Origin of the sequence: Clostridium sp. (genome assembly GCF_050717515.1) — a bacterium.
Taxonomy (GTDB): Bacteria; Bacillota; Clostridia; order Clostridiales; family Clostridiaceae; genus Clostridium_AD.
In genome coordinates this window covers 23,364-47,187 of sequence record NZ_JBOITL010000022.1, presented here as the reverse complement: position 1 = coordinate 47,187, position 23,824 = coordinate 23,364, and the positions used below count along the sequence as shown (strand labels likewise).

Below are 23,824 nucleotides of genomic sequence, written 5' to 3'. Positions count from 1 at the left end.
ACTTAAGTGATGAGTAATGTGAAATTCAGATTTGCAAGGCAGGAATGGTATGAGATTTATAGGGTGGCGGGTAATAAACTTCCATAAACAGGTAACATGAGTTTAAATTATCTAATGATGCAAGTTAAGTCTACGTTTACTCGGTACGATGAATCGTATCACAAGTGACGTAGACTTTTTTTAGCTAAGTACTTATATCCGTTGCTATTAATATAACATCATCTATGGAGTAGCCATGGATGCTTTCAAAACTTGAATAATTATTCTTTATCTTTTTATAAAGATTTCTCGTATAGGACATTCTAAAAGGATAATATTTCTCAATATTTTTAATATATTCTTTACTATACAAGTTATAGTTTTGTGAAATTGCTTCAAAAATAAGAGAAACTAGATTTTTATTTAAGAAAGTTTTCATTTTATGAGCTTCTTTTGAAGTAAAACCTTCATCTAAATCTATTATTTTGTTGGAAAAATGAAATAGAGCATTGGTAATATTATCTAAAGGCCATTTTTCTGAGGTCCCCGAAAATATAGTCATATGCCCATTTTTAAAATCTTCTTTTGCATCTTGTAAATCATCACAAAATTGAAGCAGTGCGCCATAAGCAAATATAAAGTCTGCTTCCGCTTCAGAAAGACTTCCATGTACAAGATAAGCATCTGCAAGTACGGAACAACCACCTTTTTCAGTGCTTATTCCCAGAATATCCTTCTCGTAAGGTGAAGTCATACCTTTTTGTTGTGTAAGACTATCACATTGAGCAGCATGGATGCATAAAAGACTTTCATATACTTCACTATAGTGTGACCTAGGATATTGAACCTCAATTATACTAACTAGTTTAAATAGTGCTTTTTCGTAGGAGTTACTCCATTCTATTTCTTCACCTTCTAATCTTAATTTGAATCTCTCATTAATTAATTTTTTATCTTCAAATGATATTTCAGTACTGTCTAAATAATTATCAGTATAGGGATAAAGCATGCTATAAGCAAAAATTGAGGGGGTGTATTCCACCTTAATGTTAAAAAGAACTTGGAGTATATTCATAATCCAAACATTCCTCAAGGCTTGTACCATTTTATCTAAGGTTATATTACTATCAAATTCTTTTACATTACAAATAAATTTATGAGTTATAATTGGAAGGGATTTTGAAAAATCACCGTTAATTTCATCTTCAGTAAAGCCAGAAGTGTGACCAAAGTTTTTTATCATGGTCCAGAGTGTATTTCTCCAATCTGCGCGATCTTTTTCATCTTTAGGGCATTTCTTTAAGTGAGAAAATAGAGTATTCAAAAACTTATTCATAAGCTTTTCTCGTATAATTTTCTCTTTAAAACTAATTTCTTCGTTAAAGATAGGAGAACATTTATCTGTGTCCCACCATAATTTCATATATTTACCTTTAAGCTTTTTTACCATATTGCATACAACAAAGTTACCCATAATTAACCTCCAAATCTAATTTTAAAACTAGTTCTATCATTCATTAAATTAGTTCATAGCCCTTTGTATAAGTTTTCAAACTGTATCCTTTATTTTAAATATTTCCTACTATTGTAAGATGTGTAATACATGTAACCATTTAAATAAATCTCTTTACGTTATTATTTTCCACATATTTAAAATATAACACAAAACACATAATATAGAAATGCCTTACATACGCTTCATGCCATAGCACCAGCGCAGCTGTTCATCTTCTTTGAAGTGGCAATATTAAATATATAAGTCTCTGTATTTAACTTTATTTGACATTTGCACTAAAAGTATAGTAGAGTATACATATAACGTATAGTTAACTATACTTGGACTAACGTGAGAGGAGGCTTAAATGGGAAATAAATATATTATATACAATAGAGTAAAGGATTTACGTAATAAAAATAATTTGACTCAAGAGCAGTTAGCGGAGTTGGCGGATGTAACTCGACTTACAATTATTTCTATAGAAAAGCAAAGATATGAGCCTTCACTAGGCTTGGCTATAATGTTGTCCAAGGCTTTAGGAACATCTATTGAGCAGTTATTCTGGATGAAGGAGGAGTAAAATGACTTATCTGTACCGTTTCTTAATTAAAGTAATTTTGTCTATTGTACTGATATCACGAAGTTTCTCTCTATTTACTTATTCGCTATATGTGCAGGGAGGGGGTTATTGGGTTCTACCTTTGATAACAGTAATATTTGTTGCATGGACTGTAATTGAATATATATCGCTTTTAAAATCAGGAATGTGGTATAAATTAGTAAGAGATAAAGATGAACGGATAGAAGCACATGCACAAAAAGCTGGATATATAACATTTTGGATAAATATGATTGGGAATGTTTTTATGTTTGTATTATATTCCTATATAGGAATTAATAAAATTAACCTTCTCAATTATGTAGGTATAATGTTTATTATTAGCATAATAAGTTTTATCGGTCTAAAAACTTATTTCATTCACGAAAAGTAATGATGGAGGTGTTAAACATGAACAGAAACAATGATGTACCAATAAAACATACCTTGATTGGCAAGATATCAATTGGAATTGCATTTATTCTTGTAGTGATTATTATTAATGAATTTGTTCAGATATTTCCTACACATAAAACTAAATTACAAGGATCATTAATCTTATTACCCTTATTTGTTGCACCTATTGGTGTAATTCTGGGGTTGATTCCATTAAGAAAAAACAAGGATGATATTGCAAAGTGGGGTTTAATATTAAATATTATTTTATTCCTTTTTCCAATGCTTTATATGGTGTTAGGAACTCTGATATTCGGAGTTTAAGTCTTCATTTTATAATAAGCCTGTACTCCACATAAGATATTAACTTTATCTTATGTGGAGTACTATTTTTTTACTGACACGTTACGCTCTCTTTAGACAATCAATGTATAAAGGGCGTATTTTTTATGTTATTAAAATCAGAAGGTCTTACTAAAATATTTGGTTCTTTTGCAGGATACATGATATCTGTATCTATGAGAGCTTATTTATTAAAATATTAAATATTTCTAAATTGTTGGAAAAAATATAAAAATATGGTAATATGTACAAGAAGAGTATAAACAAAATATTACCAATTTACTATAAAAAGTAAAGGAGAAAAAGGGGGATTATTATGAAAAAATTTTTATCATCTATTTTGATCATGGCTACATTATTTTTAACCACGACACCTGTTTTTGCATTAGGTGGAAATGAATTAGTGCTTAAAGCACCAGAGAAGATAATAGAGCAACCACAAAAATCAGTCCAAAAGGAAACAAAGAAAGTATCAGAAGTTATTGAAAAAGTAAATGAATCTGTAGTTGCTGTCATAGGAAAAAATACAAAATATAGAGAACAAGATGCGATATTCTCTAAGCTACCTAAAAATTTACAACATGGTTCTGGAGTTGTAATAGGCAAGGAAGGGAAAATTCTGACCAATAATCACGTAGTAGATGGCCTTGAGGATATTTATGTGGTTACATATGATGGTAATGTTTACAAAGCAGAACTTTTATATGCAGATAAGGAAATTGATTTAGCATTATTAAAGATCAATAAGACAGATTTAAAGCCTATAAAATTAGCAATTGAAAGTGAAATAAAAGTTGGAGATGATGTTGTAGCAGTAGGAACACCTTTGTCTTTTGGATATAGAAATAGTGCTTCTAAAGGAATTGTAAGTGGACTAGATAGACCTGTAGAAAGTATGTACACATATTTACAGACAGATGCAGCTATAAACCCAGGTAACAGTGGCGGTCCGCTTATTAATATGAACTGCGAGTTAGTTGGTATAAACACATTAGGATATATGTTTTATCAAGGAATGAGTTTTTCAATTCCTGTGGGAAACATTAATTATTTTGTAGACCATTATAATAAATTTGGTAGAATAAAAAGATGTTTTATTGGTGTTGAGTTTGAAGAAAACTGGGCAGCAATGCTTGGACTTCCTACTAATCAAGGGTTAAAAGTAGTTACACTTCAAAAGGATGCAGTGGTAACGGAGGGTCAGGTAAAAGAAGGAGATATGTTGGATTCTATAGATAATAAGCCTACTAATTCTATAGCTCATTATAACGAGATTTTAAAAGCACATTTGCCTGGTGATAAAGTAAAATTAACCTTTAGTCGCCAAGGTAAAAAATTTGATGTAACAGTAGTTTTAAAGGAAGAAACAAGTAAAGAAAAGAAAAAAGGAAAGGAGCAATAGTTATGAATAAGAATAAGGCTACGGCAATTGTGCTTACTCTTTGTTTATCGATTGGGCTAAATGCGCAAGCAGTTCAAGCTAAAGTAGATGATGGGAAAATTGATTTATATCAAGTGTTTTCTAACAAAGCAGATCAAAATAAAACTGGAGTAGGAAGTCGCATATATAAATGGTCTATGCACCTACCTGACGATGGGATTGTTTTTAAGTCAGAGGGTGCAAATGCTTTCAATATGGCAACAGCTAGTTATAAGGCTGGGGTTCAATTACAAGTGGAAAAAAACAAGGATGAGCTATCATTGGAAGAGTTACTATATAAAATGCAAAATGCTACAACAAGGGATTTATTTAGAGTTGAACAGGAAAAAGAATTGGTTATAAATATAGCTAAAGATAATTCAGGAGAACAATATATTCGTATAATTAAATCTAATCCATTTATAGATTATCTTTTAGTGGACGAGGCAGCGCAAGAATTAGGAGAATATGTTGAAAATAGAATTTATATAAAAAATAATTATATATACAATTTAACAATAACTATGAAAGGAGAATTTTATAGAGGGCATCAAGAAATGTTTGATAAATTGACAGCTTCTTTTAAACTTTCTTTTGATGAAAAAAATACATTAATTAAGGAATTATCAGACTCAGTTAGTACTACTAGAGAATATAAAAATACAAGCTATGGCTGGAAAATGATAATGAGTCCTTACTGGAGAGTGGAAGGAGTACCTAATGCACGTACTCAAAAATTCACTCCAGTATATAGTGATGAGGAGCTAGAACAGGTAGAAAAGAAAGTGAAAAATGATGAAAAGGAATTTAAAGTACCGGAAGGGGTAGCTGTTAGCTTGATAAGTTCAGCAGCAAAAGATGAAACTGCTTCAAAATGGGCAGCAGAAGAAATACAAGTACTAAAAGATAAGTATAATAGTGAGGTTTATGAAATACTGAGAAATGAAACAAAAACACAGGCAAATATTAATCTTCATCATGTAGTAATTCGCTATAAAACAGTTACTAAAAATCAGTATATTGTACATCAATTGTACGTTGTAGGAAATGGATATAAATACTTAGTCACTGCTACAATGAAGGAAGAACAATATAATGATGCAAAAAAGAAAAATGCTTTTGAAAATATGATAAATTCATTTAGCTTAGATAAAAAGTGTATAAGTGAATATTTAGGTGAAATTATTACAGCTAAGTCTTTAATAAATTTAAAAGATTCAAAAGAAGTAAAAATGAAAAAGTATGATTTTGGAACAAAGGTAACAAAAAGTTTTAATACTTCTAGAAATGGATATGATTTTAATGATAGCTATGCTGGAACTAACTATATGTACGCTGATCCAAACTATAGAGGGGATATCAGTAACAATGAGTATATTAGTGCACTTGAACCCACTAGTAATGTGCGTGTAGATATGTATTCAGGACTCGATACAAAGGAAATAAGTGATACTATTAAAAATAGAGTTGAGATCTATTTAAAGGATGACGAAATTCGCATGGGACTCGCAAATATCAAGATTCAATCAGGTGAATATAATGGGTCACAATTGTATTATATTGAAAAAGAATATGATTTGAATGCTATTAAAAAATTTGTAAAAGAAGATGAAACCAAGATATATGATCTAGAAAGTCTAAAAAACCAGTATGAATATATCATAAAAACAGGAAAAGATATTTATACTGAAAGTATAACTCTACCTGTTTCTAATATGACATCAAACAACAAAGCTAAAGTAAATAGTATCTGGGAAAATACTACTATAAGTAAAATAAATTATAGCAAAGTAAGTATTCAATGGAAGCACCATAAACTTTCTGAGTTTGATAAAGAAAAAAACAAGTAAAATAAAATAGACAAAAGACAGGGTGAAATTTACACCCTGTCTTTTGTCTATTTTATTTATTTTCATGGGCCTAAATTTTTTATTAGCCCATGTGAGACATAGCTCCAGAGATAAAAGGAATCAACCAAATAATCCAAACTATTATACTGAATTTATGAAATTTTGATATCATATCTTCATTTTTCCGAGTAAGAACCACTGCGGCCCATATAGCATGAATGAGCATTAGAGCTATAGCAATAACACCAGTAATTCCATGTGTATTAAAGCCTGATACTACTCCAGCTGAATTACTTGCTATACTCTCCATAAGTAATGTACCGGTTGTATCACAGACGAGACCAATTAGGAATAAACCCAAATGCCATGGTTTAAGCGTTCCTTGAAGTTTTTCACTCCAAACACCAATTGTATAAAATACAAGAGCTAAGGTTATAAAAATAATTGCATAAATTAACATATTACATCCTCCATTTTTTTATATATTTAGAATTTGAAAATAAGATTTTTTTAATTGAATTACACATTATGAACTATGTTCATATAGATTTAAAAGAATATCTTATATTACTTTCTAATATAAGATAAATATTTACTATTAAATTTTTAAATTATCATATAGTTCATCAAAGCTTATAAATTTATTTTTGTTAAGATACATTAAGTTAGAAACAATAAGTTCTGCAAGTTTATAAGAAGAAAGAGCGGAGCGTACATTACCCTTAGATTTTTCAATATCTAACAATTCACTTATTTTAGTGTATAGAACATCATATCTATTAGATTCTCTACATCTATAATCATTTCCACTAAGCATAGCCATTTCATAAAAAATTGGTATGTAACTATTTACAAACATTCCAATAGATACATATATTTTTCTGATTTTTTCTTTGCAAGGCTCATTCGTAAGCTTTAGATCCTCTACTAGATTAGATACTTTTTTCCAATCTTCTCTAAAGATTTCTACTACAAGTTCTTCTTTAGTGGAAAAATAATTATAAAAAGTCCCTGTGCCAATGTTGCAACTTTTAGCAATTTCTCTTATGCTTAAATCTTTAAAATTATGATTTAATAGAATGTTTTTAGCTTCTAAGAGTATAGTTTCTCTTAAATTTTCGATAACTTTGGGCATATTGTCACCTCTTTTATGAACTGTGTTCATTATATCAGTATTATTTTAATAATTCAAGTATATAAAAAAATATATTAGCATATTTGACTTGTTATTTATTTTCAGCCACCTAATTGTAAAATTCATAAAAAATCCTATTGAAATTTACATAACCTTGCAGTATACTAATTATGAAAGCGGTAACATATTTCAGAAAATTAAGTAGTTAATATAGCATACTCAGGGTATGATGTAATACTTGTATACTGGATTATAAACTAGGCTTTATATTTATTCAGAGTCCTGTAAGCGTTTTCTCTAATGTGAGGAGGATTAAAATGACAGTGACAATAAGTGATATTGCGGTAAGGGTTGGTGTATCCCATGCAACAGTATCAAGAGTTCTAAATAGTTCAGGTTATGTAAAGGATGAAACAAGAGAAAAAGTTCTAAAGGCGATAAAAGAGCTGAATTATACGCCAAGTGCTATAGCTAGAAGCTTGTCTACAAGTAAAACTAATACCATTGGAGTTATAATTCCCGATATAAACAATCTATTTTTTGGTGAGATAATTAAAGGTATTACTGAAATTGCTGATGAGAATAACTTAAATATAATTCTTTGTAATACTGATGAGGATAAAGATAAAGAATTAAAGGCTATTAATGTTCTTAAAGAGCAAAGGATTCAAGGCCTCATTATAACGCCAACCTTCTACAGGAATTCAGACAATAGTGAAAACTTAAATGTGCTTAAGAACCTAGGAATCCCAATAATTTTAATAGATGGTCATGTTGAATATCTGGAATTTAGTGGGGTTTTTATAGATCACATAAAGGGCGCTTATGATGGAACCCTTGCTTTAATAGAAGCAGGTCATAGAAAAATAGCTATAATTACAGGGGACATGAAGTCTAGACCAGCAAAAGAGAGATTGCTAGGATATGAAAAAGCATTAGAAGCTAATAATATCCCTATAGATAATGAATATATCTTTTATGGTGATTATACGCACCAGACTGCATATAAAATTACAAAAGAAATATTGAAAATGAATAAGAGGCCTACTGCTGTTTTTGTAAGTAGTAATACCACTATTTTAGGATGTATGAAAGCTTTTTATGAAGAAAAGATAGATATACCGCGCGATATGGCTATTATAGGGTTTGATAAGGTTGATGTTTTAAATATAATAGGTATGAATATTAGTTTTATAAATGGCCCCTCCACCGAACTTGGTAGAATTGGTATGAAAATGTTATTAGAAAATCTGAATAGCAAAGAGCCCAGGTCGATAAAAAGACAAACCATTTTGCCAGAGCTTATTTTAAAAGGATCGGAAAAACATATAGAAAAATAGACAGTAAAATAAATTTATAAAATATAAAGGAGAAGATTAGTATGAAAATAGAACAATATATAGACCATACACTATTAAAACCACAAGCAAGTGAGGAAGATATTATAAAAGTTTGTGATGAGGCTAAAAAATACGGATTTGCTTCAGTGTGCGCTAATGCATATTACGCACCACTAGTAAGTAGTGAGTTAAAAGGAAGTAACGTAAAAACTTGTATCGTTGTTGGATTCCCATTGGGAGCTACTACTAAGGAAGTAAAAGCATTTGAAGCTAAACAAGCAATTGAAAATGGTGCAGATGAAATAGATATGGTAGTTAATATTGGAGCTATAAAATCAAATAAATATGATGTAGTAAAAGAAGACATCAAAGCGGTTGTTGAAGTTGCGAGTGGCCTGGCAATAGTAAAGGTAATAATAGAAACTTGTCTTTTAACTGACGCGGAAAAAGTTAAGGTATGTGAAATAGCTAAAGAAGTTAGTGCTAATTTTGTAAAAACTTCAACAGGATTCTCAACAGGTGGAGCAACAGTTCATGATATAAAATTAATGAGACAAACTGTTGGACCTGACATGGGAGTTAAGGCTTCTGGAGCAGTAAGAACAACTGAAGATGCAAAAGCTGTTATTGAAGCTGGTGCTAGTAGAATAGGGGCTAGTAGTTCTATAGCAATAGTTGAGGGAACTAAGGATTCAAATTCTAATTATTAAATTTGAATACATGCGAAAAATAAAATAAATAATTAGGAGTTGAATACCATGAGAATGTACGATTTAATAATGAAAAAAAGAAATGGCGACGAACTTACTACAGAAGAAATTAATTTTTTTGTAGGTGGATATACAGATGGGACTATTCCAGATTATCAAGTTTCAGCACTGCTTATGGCTATATACTTTCAAAAGATGAATAAGAGGGAAACAGCTGATTTAACAATGGCAATGGTTAATAGTGGTGAGACTATTGATTTATCAGCTATTGAGGGTGTAAAAGTTGATAAACATAGTACTGGTGGTGTAGGTGATACAACTACACTAATACTTGGGCCTATTGTTGCAGCCGCTGGCGTACCAGTTGCTAAAATGTCAGGAAGAGGACTTGGACATACTGGTGGAACTATTGATAAGCTAGAAGCTTTTGAGGGCTTCTCAGTAGCTATGTCCATTGAAAAGTTTATGCAAAATGTAAATGAAGTTAAAATTGCAATAGGCGGTCAAACTGCTGATTTAGCACCAGCAGACAAAAAGCTATATGCACTTCGTGATGTTACTGCAACTGTTGATAATATGTCTTTAATTGCAGGGAGCATAATGAGTAAAAAAATAGCCTCAGGTGCAGATGCTATAGTACTTGATATAAAAACAGGTAGTGGTGCATTTATGAAAAATGAAGATGATGCGTTTGAACTTGCAAGAGAAATGGTTGATATAGGGAATAGTGTTTCCAGAAACACCATTGGTGTAATAACTGATATGGACCAACCATTAGGATTTGCAGTTGGTAATGCATTAGAAGTAAAAGAAGCTATAGATACATTAAAAGGTGAAGGCCCAGAAGATCTTACAGAACTTTGTTTAACATTAGGAGCACATATGCTTGTACTAGGGAAAAAAGCAAAGGATGCACAGGAAGCAAGAAAAATACTTAAAGACATTATAAAATCTGGAAAAGGTCTTCAAAAATTAAGAGAACTTGTAGTAGCACAAGGTGGAAATCCAGCTTATGTAGATGATCCATCATTATTCCCAGTGCCAGTTATTGTAGAGGAAGTTACATCAAAGGTTGAAGGTTATGTAAAAGCAATAAAGGCTGATGATATAGGAAGAGCGGCACTAGTTTTAGGCGCTGGCCGTGAAACTAAAGAAAGTATAATAGATTTAGCAGTAGGTATTGTTCTTCATAAGAAAATCGGCGATTTTGTAAAGAAAGGCGAGGCTATTGCAACTATTTATGCTAATGATGCGCAAAAACAAAAAATATCTACAAAAATGATAATTGATGCATATGAAATTGTACAAGAAAAAATAATAGCTAAACCATTAATTAAAGGCATTGTTACAAAAGATGGCATAACAAGATATTAATTAAATGTTCTAGAAAGCAGTGAATAGAAGGTTGTATACCTTCTATTTTTTTATTTTATATTCTTTTAGTATATTCCAATCTTTAGCCGGACAAGAAAAGTGCATGTTTGAGCGCTAGCGAGTTTGCACTTTTTAGCATCTTTCAGTAAAATTAGTTAAGAATTTCTCAGCGATGCGAAATGAAGTTGTAATAATATATACTTTCCCGGCACTTTCGAGTTACAATGTATATAGGACTTAGGGGGAGGCGTAGATAATGAATATTCTAATTGTAGAAGATGAGCAGGATATAAGAGAATTGCTAGAGATTCATTTATCAAAAGAAGGATATAAGATTTTCACAGCAGAAGATGGAGTACAAGCCTTAGATATATTTCAAAATAAAGATATAGATATAGATATTGCACTACTTGACGTTATGATTCCGAAAATTGATGGATTTAAGGTTTTAAAAAAGATTAGAGAAACTAGCGAAATGCCTGTAATTTTTATAACAGCAAGAGAAGAAGAGTCGGATAAAATCCTGGGTCTTGGACTAGGTGCAGATGATTATGTTATAAAACCTTTTAGTCCTATTGAAATAATTGCACGGGTTCAAGCTCAACTGAGGCGGTATTATAAATATTCTAATAAAACTCATAAAACTGTAATAATAATTGGTGAGATAAGGTTGGACAAGGAAAGTTGTAGCATATATAAAAACAATATAGAGCTAGCTTTAAATCCAAAGGAGTATAGGCTACTTGGGTTTATTTTAGAGAATCCGGGAAAGGTATACACTAAAAAGCAACTATATGAAATAGTTTGGGAAAGCCCATATTATGGAGATTCGAATACTATTATGGTGCATATAAGCCATATTAGAGAGAAAATTGAAGATGATCCTAAGAATCCTAAATATTTAAAAACTATAAGAGGCATAGGGTATAAAATGGAGCAACACCATGATTAATAGAAAAAAAATAAAAAAAGTAGCCACATACTTTAAAAGCAAAAAAATGGAGACTCAACTATTTAAAAATTATATCCTATTTTTGATTATTTTAATTGGAATATTTCTTCTAACCATGGGAGCTTTATTGTTTTATTTTTCTATTAATTATGTGGGAACAGCGAAAGATAATACTAAAGCCTTATATATTATAAAGGAAAATTATAAGGATATTAATGTTTCAAATTTTATAAAGTATAAGGGCTATGTTGAAGTGCTTGATAAAAACCTAGTCATTGTTATGGAAAATGGAAGCAATCATAAAGCAGGATTTAAATACTCACCGCAATATTATCAAGAGATGATTACTAATAATTTAAAGGATGGCTATTTTTATACTAGTAAACATGGGGAGAAGGAAGACTTTATTTTAATTACAGCTATGCCTAACAGTATTTTTGATACCTATACCTGGGGACTTGAACATAAAGAACAACTAGAAGGCGCGAATAAACATAAAAAGAGTGGCCTAACTTTTTTAAGAATATTTCCTTTTATTATAGTTATATTTTTAATATCTACAATGGTGCTTTATTCTAAGCTTACATCAAGGATTTTTGTTAAACCCCTAAAAAAACTTTTAGAAGGAGTTAATACACTGAAAGATGGCGAATATTCAGCGAGGGTTGAAATTAATTCTTTAAATGAAATAGGACAATTAAAGGATGCTTTTAATCTAATGGCAGAAAAAATACAACAAGAAAAATTATTAAAGAAAAAAGCAGAGAATAACAGGAAAAGAATGATTCTTAACATATCGCATGATTTAAAAAATCCGTTAACTAGTATATTGGGGTATTCAGAATTTTTACTAGAAAATAATGATATTTTACAAGAAGATAAAAACAAGTTATTAAAAGTTATTAACAATAATAGTAGACGAGCAAATGACTTAATTCAAGATCTTTTTGAGTTTTCACGTGTTGAAAGTACGGAATATAAATTAGATATGGCCAGGCATGATATAGGTGAATTTTTAAGAGAACTTATTGCAGGCTATGTCCCCGTGATGGAGCAAAAGGGTGTGCAATATCAATTTGATATTGCAGAAGATGAAGTAGAGTTTTTATTTGACAGAAAAAACTTAGATAGAGCCTTAAGTAATATTATACTAAATAGTATTAAATATAATAATCCAGGCGTTACTATTAGTATCAAATTTTTAATGGCTGACGGAAAGGCCGTAATTATTATTGAAGATGACGGAATAGGAATACCTAAAGAATTTGCCAGGAATATTTTTGATCCTTTTGTTAGAGTAGATGCTACAAGAAATTCCAAGAATGGTGGTACAGGGCTTGGGCTTGCAATATCAAAGTCCATAATTGAAAAGCACGGTGGAAATATATGTTTAGTGCAGGACATAGATAAAGGTTGCAAATTTATAATCAAATTGTAGGAAGAAGAAAATACTTTTGGGGCATAATTAAGTATAGAGAGTAAAATTAGTGCTACAATAAATAGAAAGGAACAAGATTATGATTATAGGTACAGGTAAAATATATTTATATGCAAATTGGGTTCATTCCTTAAAGGAAAAAAGAATGATACTAAAAAGCACCATAGCCAAAGTGAAAAACAAGTATAATGTTTCTATAGCTGAGGTTGAAAATCAAGATTTACATCAATCTATTGTAATTGGGATTGCCTGTGTTAGTAATGATTCAAGACATGCCAGTAGTATGATACAAAATGTGTTGGACTTTATAGAAGACAATACAGAAGCTATTGTGGAAAAAGTAGAGATGGAAATTTTATAAATTTTATCTTATCCAAAGGGTTTTAGACTTAAGTGTAGAAATATTATATATGAGTAGTTTTAATAAAACAAATAATTTATTTACTAGAAGTCTGATATTGAAGGGAGAAATGAAATGTTACAAAGAATTAAAGTGAATTTAGAAGCAGTAGAGGCCATGCTTTATTTTTGGATGGCTGCAAGTGAAAAAGAAAATGTAGCAGAAAAATTTTTCTACGATGTAGCTGAGATGCCAGGTTTAACCTGTGCCTATGATGAGGAATTTAATGGGGAATCAGTAAGAAGAGCTTTAAGTGCAATAAAGAATAGGGAGCCTTTTTCTGGAAATAAAAAGGAGCTAAAATTTTGGAACAATAACATGTGGATGATGGAGGATTTCGAATATACAAATGCTATGGCGTCTCCAGTAAAGAAACTTAACTTAGATAATCTAGTAGGAAACCTGGCGCAACTTGCAGGTGCTAATAAATATGATGAATTAGAGGTTATATTTTCACCATTGCATTCAGATGAGTATATAATTACAGAAAATAAATTAGTGATTAATTTCTTTAGAGTAAGGCCTGATTTTGTAGAGGGCAAAACATATATCGGAGAAATTGAACTTAATGAATACATAGAAGAAAAGTTAAAGGAATTAATAAATAAATAAATGATAACCAATATAGGAGTTAACGTAATGTTGGTATTTTTTGTTTCATAATTTATATTCTTTAGTAGGTTTAAAAGCCTATATTATGACTAATGTATTTGTAATAATATAGGCTTTTTTTGTATTAATCATGGTTTTTGTGATAAACTTATAGAGTTAAATATACAAGGAGGAGATTAGTTGGATAAATCAAAACAATTAGGGGAAGAAAATATAGGCAAGCTACTTATGAAGTTTTCTATTCCAGCCATCGTAGGCATGCTAGTTAATGCACTATATAATGTTGTAGATAGAATATTTATAGGACATATAGGGGGAGGCGTAGGAAAACTTGCCCTAACAGGAGTGACAGTTACGTTTCCCATTTCTACTATAATTATGGCTTTTGGAATGCTAGTAGGAATTGGAACTGCTGCACTTATATCTATAAAGCTTGGGCAACAAAAAAAAGAAGAGGCGGAACATATTTTAGGAAATGCCTTTACCCTCATTATTATAACCTCACTTATAGTAACTGCTTTAGGGCTTATATTTTTAGAACCCATGTTACTAAAATTTGGAGCTAGTAGTGAGACCTTACCTTATGCCAAGGAGTACATAACAGTAATACTTATCGGTGTAATTTTCCAAAACATAGGTTTTGGATTGAATAATACTATACGATCTGAAGGAAATCCACGAGTGGCTATGTTTACCATGTTAATTGGTGGAATATTAAATACAATTTTAGACCCTATTTTTATTTTTGTTTTTCATATGGGAACTAGAGGAGCAGCTATAGCAACTGTTATTTCTCAAACTGCAAATACTATATGGGTATTATACTATTTCTTTGGTGGCAGTAGTGTATTAAAAATACGTTTGAAAAATTTGAAACTAGATTTTAAGGTTGTAATGGGCATTTTTGCTATAGGTATGTCTCCATTTTCCATGCAAATAGCGGCAAGTGTAGTAACTATTATTTCTAATAGAAGTTTGGTTAAATATGGTGGTGATTCAGCGTTAGGGGCTATGGGAGTCATTATGAGTATAGTAATGATGGTGCTAATGCCGATTTTTGGAATAAACCAAGGATCGCAACCAATTATTGGCTATAACTATGGAGCGAAAAAGTATAATCGTGTAAAGCAGGCTTTAAAACTGGCTATATTATCAGCTACAATCATTACGACAAGTGGATTTATAATCATACAGTTATTTCCGAAACAACTTATAAGCATATTTAATAATGATCCGGAGCTAATAGCAACAGGTATTCATGGTATTAGAATTTACCTGCTTATGTTGCCTATAATAGGATTTCAAATAGTTAGTTCTAACTATTTTCAAGCTATAGGTAAAGCTAAAATATCCATATTTTTAGGCTTAAGTAGGCAAGTAATAATTCTTATACCATTATTACTTATACTGCCAAGGTTCTTTGAATTAAAGGGTGTATGGATGTCAGGGCCTATCTCCGATGCATTAGCATCAATTTTAACAGCAATATTCTTATTTGTAGAAATTAAGCATTTAAATAAATTGCATGGTGAGGATAATGAAGTAGTTATATAGGACACATTCAAAAAAATAGAAAAAATAGTAACGTATGATTGTTGCTATTTTTTCTATTATAGAAAGTTACTATTTTTTATTATCAATTTTATGGAGTTCCTTTTCAAGGGTTTTTATACGGGTTTCTATTTTCTTTAAGGTATTACAATAATCTATTAGGGAATCGTCAATGTGTTTGTTATTTTTAAAAATTGTGTATAATTCTTTTCCCATATCTTTGTAGAGATCCTCCATACTATTTTCCTGCGAATGAATTTTATATTTAAGTTTAGATATTTCAATAAGATTTTCAGACTTGTTTGAGATAATATCAAAACTATTGCTAATTGAATCTTTTATTTTGTTTATTTTAGGTGACGAATGCATAATATTCTCTCCTTTATGTTATTATTTAACTAAATGGATAGACTTAATAATATATTATTTAATGGGATGTATATATGTGACTTAAAAATTTGGTTAGGGTAATATATAGCTTCTGTTTTATAAATTAAATGTACAATTTATAATCTTAATATGGTGGTGATAATGTGAATAATAAAGAAAGACCAATAGGTTTTTTTGACTCAGGGGTTGGTGGGATAAGCGTGTTAAAGGAATCCTTAAAAATACTTCCAAATGAAGATTTTGTGTATTTCGGAGATTCATCAAATGCGCCTTATGGAACTAAGGATGTAAATGAAGTTAAAAAATTAACCTTTAATGCAGTAGATTTTCTTTTGGACAAAGGGGTAAAAGTAATAGTAATTGCTTGTAATACTGCCACTAGTGCAGCTATAGATGATCTTCGAGGGAAATATAAGGACATACCTATAATTGGTATAGAGCCTGCACTAAAGCCTGCTGTAGAAATAAGTATGGGTAAAAGTATAATTATTATGGCTACTCCAATGACACTTTCTGAAAAGAAGTTTAGTAATTTAATGGAGCAATATAAAAAAGAAGTGAATATGATATCTCTTCCTTGTGCAGGTCTTGTTGAGCTAATAGAAAATGGAATTATAGAAGGAGATCAAATCCAAAGTTATTTAAGGGATAAGTTAAAAGAGTTCGTAGGAATAGACATTGCATCTATAGTACTTGGATGCACTCATTATCCATTTATAAAAAAGGAATTAAGTAAAATAGTTGGAGAAAAAACAATTATAATTGATGGAAGCATAGGCACGGTAAATCAACTAAAAAGGCAGCTTATTCTTAATAATATGTTAAATGAAAAGAAAACAAAGGGGAGTGTAACTATATATAATTCTGCGATAAATACCAGTTCAGCCACAAGTAGCGGTTCTGATATAAATAGTAGCATGATAGATTTAAGTTATAAATTATTAAAATCATAAATACATTTTAATGTGGATACATGTAAAAATAGTCTAAAACTAAATTAAGTATAGCAACATCACTACTAGGTGAATACACTAAATTATGGCACATGAAAATAAATAACAAGTCAATTTATACTAGTATACCGACTTGTTATTTGTTTGTTTTTGCCTTATATGAAATAACATCAGAAATAAGGTGATGAAGAAATGAGAGTATTCAAATTAGAAAAAAACAATGAACATCACATAGGTCATGATATATTTAATATGAAGATTGAAGAAAGAAAAAAAATCAATTGTATAATAATTAATAATCCAGTGCAAAGTAATTGTTTATGTGTTATAAATCATCTAGTATGTAAATCTGAAGAAAATAAAAATATTGCACATTTAATCATTGCAAGTGAGGATAAACAGTTAGAAGATATAACTAGATTCGGTAGTTTAAATGTTGGCTATGAATATGATAGAGCAGAAGCTTCTGGTAATTTAGAAATAGATATAGTTAATATTGATAAAAATCGAGAGATAGATATGCTAGAGGAACATTTTCTAATAATACTTCCAGGAGGAAATATTCATATAAAACTCGAGGAACCTCAAGAAAAGATGTTTTTGAAAATAAGCCTGGGGCAACAAGTTATTTAGAGCATTATTGGTTAAAGCGCCTAAAAAAAATTATTAGGATGATTTGCGAGTAATTTTTTTAGGTGCTTAAATTATAAAAAATAGTAAATAATATAAAATGTGATATAATTTATAATGAATACATAATAAAAGGAGAGATAAATATATGAATCCAATAGTAACAATTAATATGGAAAATGGCAATATCATAAAGGCAGAATTATACCCAGAGGTTGCACCCAACACAGTAAATAATTTTATTAGTCTTATTAACAAGGGATTTTACAACGGAATCAGTTTTCATAGAGTAATTCCAGGTTTTATGATTCAAGGTGGATGCCCTGAAGGAACAGGAGTTGGCGGACCAGGATATTCAATAAAAGGAGAGTTTTCTTCTAATAAATTTAAAAATGATTTAAAACATTCAACTGGTGTTTTATCAATGGCTAGATCTAATGATTCAGATTCAGCAGGAAGCCAGTTTTTTCTTATGGTAGCTAATTCTCCTCATTTAGATGGAAGTTATGCAGGTTTTGGTAAAGTGATTGAGGGTATGGAACATGCTTTAGAAATAGCTAAGGTAGAAAGAGATTTTAGAGATAAACCAAAGCAAGAGCAAAAAATCAAAAGTATGAGCGTTGAAACATTTGACGCTACGTACAGTGAACCACAAAAAATGTAATAAAATTATAGACGTCTAATTCTAAAAAAATAACAAATTGTATACAGGGGGGAAGATAGTGTGGAGATTATTAATGAAAGACTTATCCTTGCATATGGATTAACTGACATGGAAAAAGAAAAACTTAATAGTGTACTATCAAAACAAGGTATATTACCTTGCAAAGTAATTGAGAAAAACATGGGTGAACTAACAATTAAAGAAATATTATGTAACATAGAAGCTAAGGAAAGTAATATTGAATTACCCCATGAACAATTACTTTTATTTCACAACTATCAAGATAAGCAGCTATATGATCTAATTGATAGCATAAAAGAAGTTAAAAACCCTCAGACTATACTAGCCGCTGTAACACCAAGATCTATAAAATGGACCCTTAGGTATCTTTTGCAGCACTTGATGGAAGAAAGAGAAGCTTACAGGGAAAGGTAATAGGATACATGGAAATATAAATCTTCTGCTATATGTAGAAGATTTATATTTTGTGCTAAAATGTAATAAAGGCTTTTATATGGACTTAAAATGGTGTATACTTCCACATAACTGGAATATTTAGAAATGTTTTAAAAATAATTATTCAATTGGAAAGGCGGAGAATTATGAGCAGGGTAGGAGATAAGATTAAACAAGTGAGAGAGGCAAAAGCAATAACTCAAAAGCAATTAGGTAAGAAAATTGGAGTATCTGAAAGTTTTATTAATGAAGTAGAATTGGGCAAAAAAGTTATAAATGAAAAATTTCTAGAAAAAATATCTAAGATTTTAGGAGAAGAAATTGAAGATACTTCTGTATCCTTTCAAGCTGATGCCTATGTGGAGGAAAGAAAACCTAAATTTGAAAGACCGAGTACGGAAAAAGTACAAGAGGTGTGGAACGATGCATTTAACTCAGTTTTAAAAGATGTTGCCATTTATAAATATGATTTAGCAAAAGCTATAGGTATAAAACAAATGCCTATAATATCTAATAAAGTAGACGGCTATGCTCAAGATAAAGTATTGTTTTTAGAAATAGAGAATGACGATATGAGTGGGTTTAGAATTTGCAAGGGAGATATTGCTTTTGCTCATTTGACACATGAAATAGAAAATAACTCTATTTCACTAGTTGATTATAATGGAGAAAGAGTATTAAGACAAATAAAAAAACTGGAGGCTAATAAAATATTGCTTCTAAGCAATAGAAGCTCTATAAGAACGGACACCGTTAAACATACAGATATTAAAGTAATTGCAAGGTTAGATAGAGTAGAGTTTAAGGTATAGTTAACAGTAATTCATGAGAAAATAAAATGAAATTCATGAATTAACGACAAATATTATTAACAAAGTGTTTGTATTAGGTTATAATGTGTATTAAGGAGAAGAACTTAGTGGCATATTAAAGAGAAGACTTACTTAATAATTTATATAACAGAAAATTAACAATAGACAAAATAGGGGGATTAACATTATGAAAGGAACAGTAGTAGCGACTTGGATGAAAACTTGTAGAAAACTTTATGGTGAGAGTGTAGTTGATAGTGCTATGGAATCTGTGGGGTGGAATTCCAGTAAAATATTTTCACCAGTGGAGAATGTAGATGATGGACAAGTTAAGAATGTAATTGGTAATATATCGAAAAAACAAAACATACCCATTGATAAATTGTGGGGAATCATAGGAAAAGACAATTTAATAGCTTTTCATAGAGACTTTCCTGCGTTTTTTGATACTGAAAATGTATATTCATTTTTAAAATCGCTATTTGATATACATGTGGTAATGACGAAAAAATTTGCTGGAGCGAAACCACCATTAGTAGGTATAACACCTATTTCAAGTCGCCAGGCTATCTTTACTTATAATTCTAAAAGAGGAATGTTTGATTATTTTCTAGGTCTTTTAGATGGAACTTGTGAGTACTTTAATGAGAAAATCGAAATTGAACAATTAGAAAAAACATCAGATAGTTTAAGTTTAAAGCTTACCTTTGAAAAGGATATTTATTATAAGAAAACATATAAAATTAATAAAATGTTATCTTTAGGCTTTATTAAGAATATACCCGGAAAGGTAGGGGCATTTACTTTTATTATATCTTTACTAGTAGCTATGCCAATAGTGGGATTAGATAATATGGTAAAGGCATTAGTCCTTGCTGTAATTTCTGGAACTACTTCAAGCCTTGCCTCTTTTATAATGGGAAGACCTGCAAAACTAATTTCACAAACTATAGACCAAATTAATAGCAATAATTACGTTGAAGATGGAGATATAGTTACTGGAGATGAATATGAAGAGCTATATAAAAAACTTAAAGAGTATAAAAAAGGGTTTAGAACAGATTTTGTTGAGTTTAAAGGTGTAACTGATGAGATGGATACTTTCGCTGAAAATATAAATAAAATCTCACATACTATGAATAATACCTCTGAAGACATATCAGGAGTGGTTGATCAAATGGCTAGCTGTTCTGTAAGTCAAGCAGAGAATACTGAAAATGCTGTCTTAATTTTAAATGACAATATTAGATCACTGAAGGATATTGTTAAAAATGAAAATGACAATAAGGATGAACTAGAAAAAGCTATTGTAAAGATAAATAATAGCTATGAAAGTGTTGATAGTACGAGCAAAAATATACTTGGAACATTAGAGAAATTTCAAGAGGTTAAGGATAATGGTATTAGACTAGAAACAAAGGCTCGTGACATTACCAATATAGTATCAATTGTTTCTCAAATAGCGGAGCAAACAAATCTACTTGCCCTAAATGCATCTATAGAAGCAGCCCGTGCAGGTGAACAAGGTAGGGGTTTTGCTGTGGTTGCAGATGAGGTTAGAAAACTGGCAGAACAGTCTAAGAGTGCTGTAGAAGAAATTAATAGCAATTTAGTACAATTTGCTAAGGATATAAATATACTTGTTGATAAAATTGGTGACCAGTATGATATCCTCCAAAATGAAACTAAGGGGCTAGAAGACGTAAGAGATATAAGTTATGAAGCTACAATGTCTGTTAGAACAGTTTCAACATCAATGATAAATACTATAAATGACTTAGACAGAGAAGCAAAATCTATTGCAAGTATATATGAAACAATAGAGTCTCTAGCTGCAATTGCAGAAGAAAATTCTGCATCTTCAGAAGAGGTAAGTGCAAGCGTTGGAAGTTATACAAATGAAATAAAGAAGCTTATTGACAGTATATTTGAATTTAAGAAGATAACAAGCTCTTTTAAAGATGAATTGAAAAGATATAAAATATAGTTTTTATAAAGGTGTTCATGATTAAAATCATGGACACCTTTTGCTTATAAAAAATCATTATTTTCAAGAAAATTAATACTTAACTTAAATCAAAGTCAGGTACAAAGTCAATAGATGCAGTTCCACTTTCTTGAATGAAGCATTTAGTTATACCTAGGTTTATGCAGTAGTCAATTAGAGTATCATAATGATTAGGGTTTAAGGGCTTGTTTATTTCAGGATATTTATTCGCCTTATGCATAGGGATATATTGATTCATTAAGCTGATATACACTGAATCATTAAAGGTAGAATATATAAAATCTATTACTTTTTTAGAATCAAATAATAAGCCTGGTAGCATTAGGTGTCTAATTATTACTCCCTTTTGAATTAGTCCTGCATCATCAAATTTAACTTCGCCTACTTGGGAAATCATTTCAGTGATAATCTGGCTAGCTGTGTTAAAATAATTAGGAGCATTTGAATATTTAAGTGCATATTTATCTTTATAATATTTTAAGTCTGGTAAATAAACATCAATAAAACCACTTAAGGCTTTAATTGTATCTATACTTTCATATGCATTTGAATTATAGAGAATTGGAATGTTAAGACCCCTTGCTTTAGCAATTTTTAGTGCTTCTATTATCTGTGGCACATAGTGGGTTGGCGTAACTAAATTTATATTGTGGGCACCCAGCATTTGTTGCTCTAAAAAGATTTCACTAAGGTTATCTATTGATACTGTTTTACCAGTACATTCCTGACTTATGGTATGATTCTGACAGAATACACATTTTAGATTGCAATTGGAAAAAAATACAGTTCCAGAACCAAATGTACCAGAAATACAGGGTTCTTCCCATTGATGTAAGCTAACTTTAGCTATTTTAACATCCTCAGAAGCGTTACAAAAGCCTAATTCTCCATCTAATCTATTAACAGAGCATTTTCTAGGACATAAAGTGCATTTTTCTAGCAGACTTAAAAAACTGGAATTATTTAATTCTTCTGTACATTTATTAATCATTTTAATCTCCTTGCACTATAAGTTTAATTTATAGGTGCATTTAAATAAATAGCAAATCAGCGTATTAAGCATAGTGAGCATCTTTCATTTGTTATTCAGTTTCATGCATCTTAGAATATATAAGAATTGTACAATTGGATATATATAATGTCAATTCTGTTTTTTAGTGGTTTTCATATAAAATATAATACATTGAATTAAGAAAATAAGACTTATTGCACCAAAACCGGGATAAAGGACCTTAATCAAATTTTTAAAGCCAATTTGAGAAATAGGTAAAGCTACGATAAGTATTAAAAATACAGCTTTTTTATAAGAGATATTAAACTTTTTCTCTAGAGTTTTGCCTACACTATAAATATCAGAAACTTCAGTGGAAAACATCTCAAACCAAATTACGCAAAGTAGAAGTATTTGCATTAATACACCAAAACGGTTTGTTATATATAGTAGTGGAATATCGTATTTGAAAATTTGAGGTATATTTAATAAAAGCATTATATTTATCAAATAGCATAATATGGTTAAACCTAAAGCGCCTATAATAACTCCGGGAATAAGAATACGTTTATGTTTCATTTCCTGACTTAGTGGGACTAGTACCCCACTACAGCATAGCATATTAAAACCAGCATAGAGTAAGGTTGAAAAAAACCATTGAGCAGGGATCATATTAATTTTATAAGAAGGAATTTGTTTTATATAGGAAGCACTTACCATATCTTTGTAGAACACTAAATATAAAACGAATATAGTTATAATAATTGTGGTAAGAACAGGCACTATAAATGAATTTATAGTTATTAGGCCTTTGGTATCCTTAAGCAGTGTGTATAAAGAAATTATAGACATAAGTAAAATTCCTACCCATTTTGAGATACCAAAATACTGATGAACAAGTGCACCGCTTCCAGCTAAAATTATGGCAGCACCGCTAATTAAAAAGAAACTGGTAAAAATATCTGTAATTACACCAAAAAAACCTGGGCTTACAAGAGTTATAAGTTCAGTATAGGAACTTAATTTATGTTTTATACTTATAGAAATTATAATTGAACTAATTAAGATATAGATTAAACCGCATATGAGAATTCCCCAAAAGCTTATATATCCATAAGTACTAAAAAATTGAGTTATCTCTTGGCCGGAAGCAAGTCCAGCACCAACTATTGTGCCTATAAACACAGCTGTAGTTTGAAATATTGAACGGATGTTTTTTTTCAAAATATCTCCTCCATAAAATTATTAAATTGTGAATTATATACAAGAAAGATGCTTGTCTTTATAAATATATGTATATTAATTAATAAAAAATAATGATTTTA

The 23,824-nt window shown here is 30.3% G+C and carries 25 protein-coding genes; 19 read left to right on the top strand and 6 right to left on the bottom strand.

The window, feature by feature from the left end; genetic code table 11:
• Positions 1-184 precede the first annotated feature (184 nt).
• A complete protein-coding gene (locus ACREV6_RS07275) occupies positions 185-1,453 on the bottom strand; it encodes a hypothetical protein (RefSeq protein ID WP_431577345.1) in 1,269 nt (422 codons plus the stop codon).
• A 388-nt stretch (positions 1,454-1,841) separates the two neighbouring features.
• Between ACREV6_RS07275 and ACREV6_RS07270 the strand changes: the two genes are divergently transcribed.
• From ACREV6_RS07270 to ACREV6_RS07250, 5 genes are all read left to right on the top strand, one after another.
• Entirely contained in the window at positions 1,842-2,057 is a 216-nt protein-coding gene (locus ACREV6_RS07270) for a helix-turn-helix transcriptional regulator (protein ID WP_431577344.1), read from the top strand.
• 121 nt (positions 2,058-2,178) lie between these two features.
• Positions 2,179-2,469, top strand: a complete 291-nt coding sequence (locus ACREV6_RS07265; RefSeq protein ID WP_431577343.1) for a hypothetical protein — start codon at positions 2,179-2,181, stop codon at positions 2,467-2,469.
• A 17-nt stretch (positions 2,470-2,486) separates the two neighbouring features.
• Positions 2,487-2,795: a YnaG family membrane protein gene (locus tag ACREV6_RS07260; protein WP_431577342.1), complete on the top strand. Its 309-nt coding sequence runs from the start codon at positions 2,487-2,489 to the stop codon at positions 2,793-2,795.
• A gap of 334 nt (positions 2,796-3,129) precedes the next feature.
• Positions 3,130-4,215: a S1C family serine protease gene (locus ACREV6_RS07255; RefSeq protein ID WP_431577341.1), complete on the top strand. Its 1,086-nt coding sequence runs from the start codon at positions 3,130-3,132 to the stop codon at positions 4,213-4,215.
• Positions 4,216-4,217: 2 nt separating this feature from the next.
• Entirely contained in the window at positions 4,218-6,083 is a 1,866-nt protein-coding gene (locus ACREV6_RS07250) for a hypothetical protein (RefSeq protein WP_431577340.1), read from the top strand.
• Between the two features lie 82 nt (positions 6,084-6,165).
• On the opposite strand, the gene ACREV6_RS07245 is transcribed toward ACREV6_RS07250, so the two are convergent.
• Positions 6,166-6,543, bottom strand: a complete 378-nt coding sequence (locus tag ACREV6_RS07245; protein ID WP_431577339.1) for an HsmA family protein — start codon at positions 6,541-6,543, stop codon at positions 6,166-6,168.
• A 138-nt stretch (positions 6,544-6,681) separates the two neighbouring features.
• Entirely contained in the window at positions 6,682-7,218 is a 537-nt protein-coding gene (locus tag ACREV6_RS07240; protein ID WP_431577338.1) for a TetR/AcrR family transcriptional regulator, read from the bottom strand.
• Positions 7,219-7,535: 317 nt separating this feature from the next.
• Between ACREV6_RS07240 and ACREV6_RS07235 the strand changes: the two genes are divergently transcribed.
• The 8 genes from ACREV6_RS07235 (at position 7,536) to ACREV6_RS07200 (ending at position 15,598) form a co-directional block, all read left to right on the top strand.
• On the top strand, positions 7,536-8,558 hold the full coding sequence (locus ACREV6_RS07235) for a LacI family DNA-binding transcriptional regulator (RefSeq protein WP_431577337.1): 1,023 nt from the start codon (positions 7,536-7,538) through the stop codon (positions 8,556-8,558).
• Between the two features lie 41 nt (positions 8,559-8,599).
• On the top strand, positions 8,600-9,268 hold the full coding sequence (deoC, locus tag ACREV6_RS07230; protein ID WP_431577336.1) for a deoxyribose-phosphate aldolase: 669 nt from the start codon (positions 8,600-8,602) through the stop codon (positions 9,266-9,268).
• A 48-nt stretch (positions 9,269-9,316) separates the two neighbouring features.
• The gene (locus tag ACREV6_RS07225) at positions 9,317-10,642 is read left to right on the top strand and encodes a pyrimidine-nucleoside phosphorylase (protein WP_431577335.1); all 1,326 of its coding nucleotides are present in this window, start codon (positions 9,317-9,319) and stop codon (positions 10,640-10,642) included.
• A gap of 256 nt (positions 10,643-10,898) precedes the next feature.
• Positions 10,899-11,594, top strand: a complete 696-nt coding sequence (locus ACREV6_RS07220; protein ID WP_431577334.1) for a response regulator transcription factor — start codon at positions 10,899-10,901, stop codon at positions 11,592-11,594.
• Positions 11,587-13,032, top strand: a complete 1,446-nt coding sequence (locus ACREV6_RS07215) for a HAMP domain-containing sensor histidine kinase (protein WP_431577333.1) — start codon at positions 11,587-11,589, stop codon at positions 13,030-13,032. Before ACREV6_RS07220 ends, ACREV6_RS07215 begins: the two co-directional genes overlap by 8 nt.
• A 79-nt stretch (positions 13,033-13,111) precedes the next feature.
• On the top strand, positions 13,112-13,393 hold the full coding sequence (locus ACREV6_RS07210; protein ID WP_226173731.1) for a DUF503 domain-containing protein: 282 nt from the start codon (positions 13,112-13,114) through the stop codon (positions 13,391-13,393).
• Positions 13,394-13,507: 114 nt separating this feature from the next.
• Complete coding sequence (locus ACREV6_RS07205; protein WP_431577332.1) at positions 13,508-14,044, top strand: TDE2712 family protein; 537 nt, start codon at positions 13,508-13,510, stop codon at positions 14,042-14,044.
• Positions 14,045-14,224: 180 nt separating this feature from the next.
• Positions 14,225-15,598, top strand: coding sequence for an MATE family efflux transporter (locus ACREV6_RS07200; RefSeq protein ID WP_431577331.1), 1,374 nt, complete (start codon positions 14,225-14,227; stop codon positions 15,596-15,598).
• A 69-nt stretch (positions 15,599-15,667) separates the two neighbouring features.
• Here the strand turns inward: ACREV6_RS07200 and ACREV6_RS07195 are convergent, their stop codons facing one another.
• The gene (locus ACREV6_RS07195) at positions 15,668-15,964 is read right to left on the bottom strand and encodes a hypothetical protein (RefSeq protein ID WP_431577330.1); all 297 of its coding nucleotides are present in this window, start codon (positions 15,962-15,964) and stop codon (positions 15,668-15,670) included.
• Positions 15,965-16,128: 164 nt separating this feature from the next.
• Between ACREV6_RS07195 and murI the strand changes: the two genes are divergently transcribed.
• The 6 genes from murI (at position 16,129) to ACREV6_RS07165 (ending at position 21,487) form a co-directional block, all read left to right on the top strand.
• Positions 16,129-16,938 carry a glutamate racemase gene (gene murI / locus ACREV6_RS07190; protein ID WP_431577329.1) on the top strand — a complete coding sequence of 270 codons (810 nt, stop codon included), beginning with the start codon at positions 16,129-16,131 and terminating at the stop codon, positions 16,936-16,938.
• A 192-nt stretch (positions 16,939-17,130) separates the two neighbouring features.
• Positions 17,131-17,571: a hypothetical protein gene (locus ACREV6_RS07185; RefSeq protein WP_431577328.1), complete on the top strand. Its 441-nt coding sequence runs from the start codon at positions 17,131-17,133 to the stop codon at positions 17,569-17,571.
• Between the two features lie 145 nt (positions 17,572-17,716).
• The gene (locus ACREV6_RS07180; RefSeq protein ID WP_431577327.1) at positions 17,717-18,232 is read left to right on the top strand and encodes a peptidylprolyl isomerase; all 516 of its coding nucleotides are present in this window, start codon (positions 17,717-17,719) and stop codon (positions 18,230-18,232) included.
• A gap of 60 nt (positions 18,233-18,292) precedes the next feature.
• Complete coding sequence (locus ACREV6_RS07175; protein WP_431577326.1) at positions 18,293-18,667, top strand: DUF3783 domain-containing protein; 375 nt, start codon at positions 18,293-18,295, stop codon at positions 18,665-18,667.
• A gap of 167 nt (positions 18,668-18,834) precedes the next feature.
• Positions 18,835-19,500, top strand: a complete 666-nt coding sequence (locus ACREV6_RS07170; RefSeq protein ID WP_431577325.1) for a S24 family peptidase — start codon at positions 18,835-18,837, stop codon at positions 19,498-19,500.
• Between the two features lie 187 nt (positions 19,501-19,687).
• Positions 19,688-21,487, top strand: coding sequence for a heme NO-binding domain-containing protein (locus ACREV6_RS07165; RefSeq protein WP_431577324.1), 1,800 nt, complete (start codon positions 19,688-19,690; stop codon positions 21,485-21,487).
• A gap of 79 nt (positions 21,488-21,566) precedes the next feature.
• On the opposite strand, the gene ACREV6_RS07160 is transcribed toward ACREV6_RS07165, so the two are convergent.
• Positions 21,567-22,499 (bottom strand): radical SAM protein, encoded by a 933-nt coding sequence (locus ACREV6_RS07160; RefSeq protein WP_431577323.1) that lies wholly within the window; start codon positions 22,497-22,499, stop codon positions 21,567-21,569.
• Between the two features lie 150 nt (positions 22,500-22,649).
• On the bottom strand, positions 22,650-23,726 hold the full coding sequence (locus ACREV6_RS07155; RefSeq protein ID WP_431577487.1) for a YkvI family membrane protein: 1,077 nt from the start codon (positions 23,724-23,726) through the stop codon (positions 22,650-22,652).
• Between the last annotated feature and the right edge of the window lie 98 nt (positions 23,727-23,824).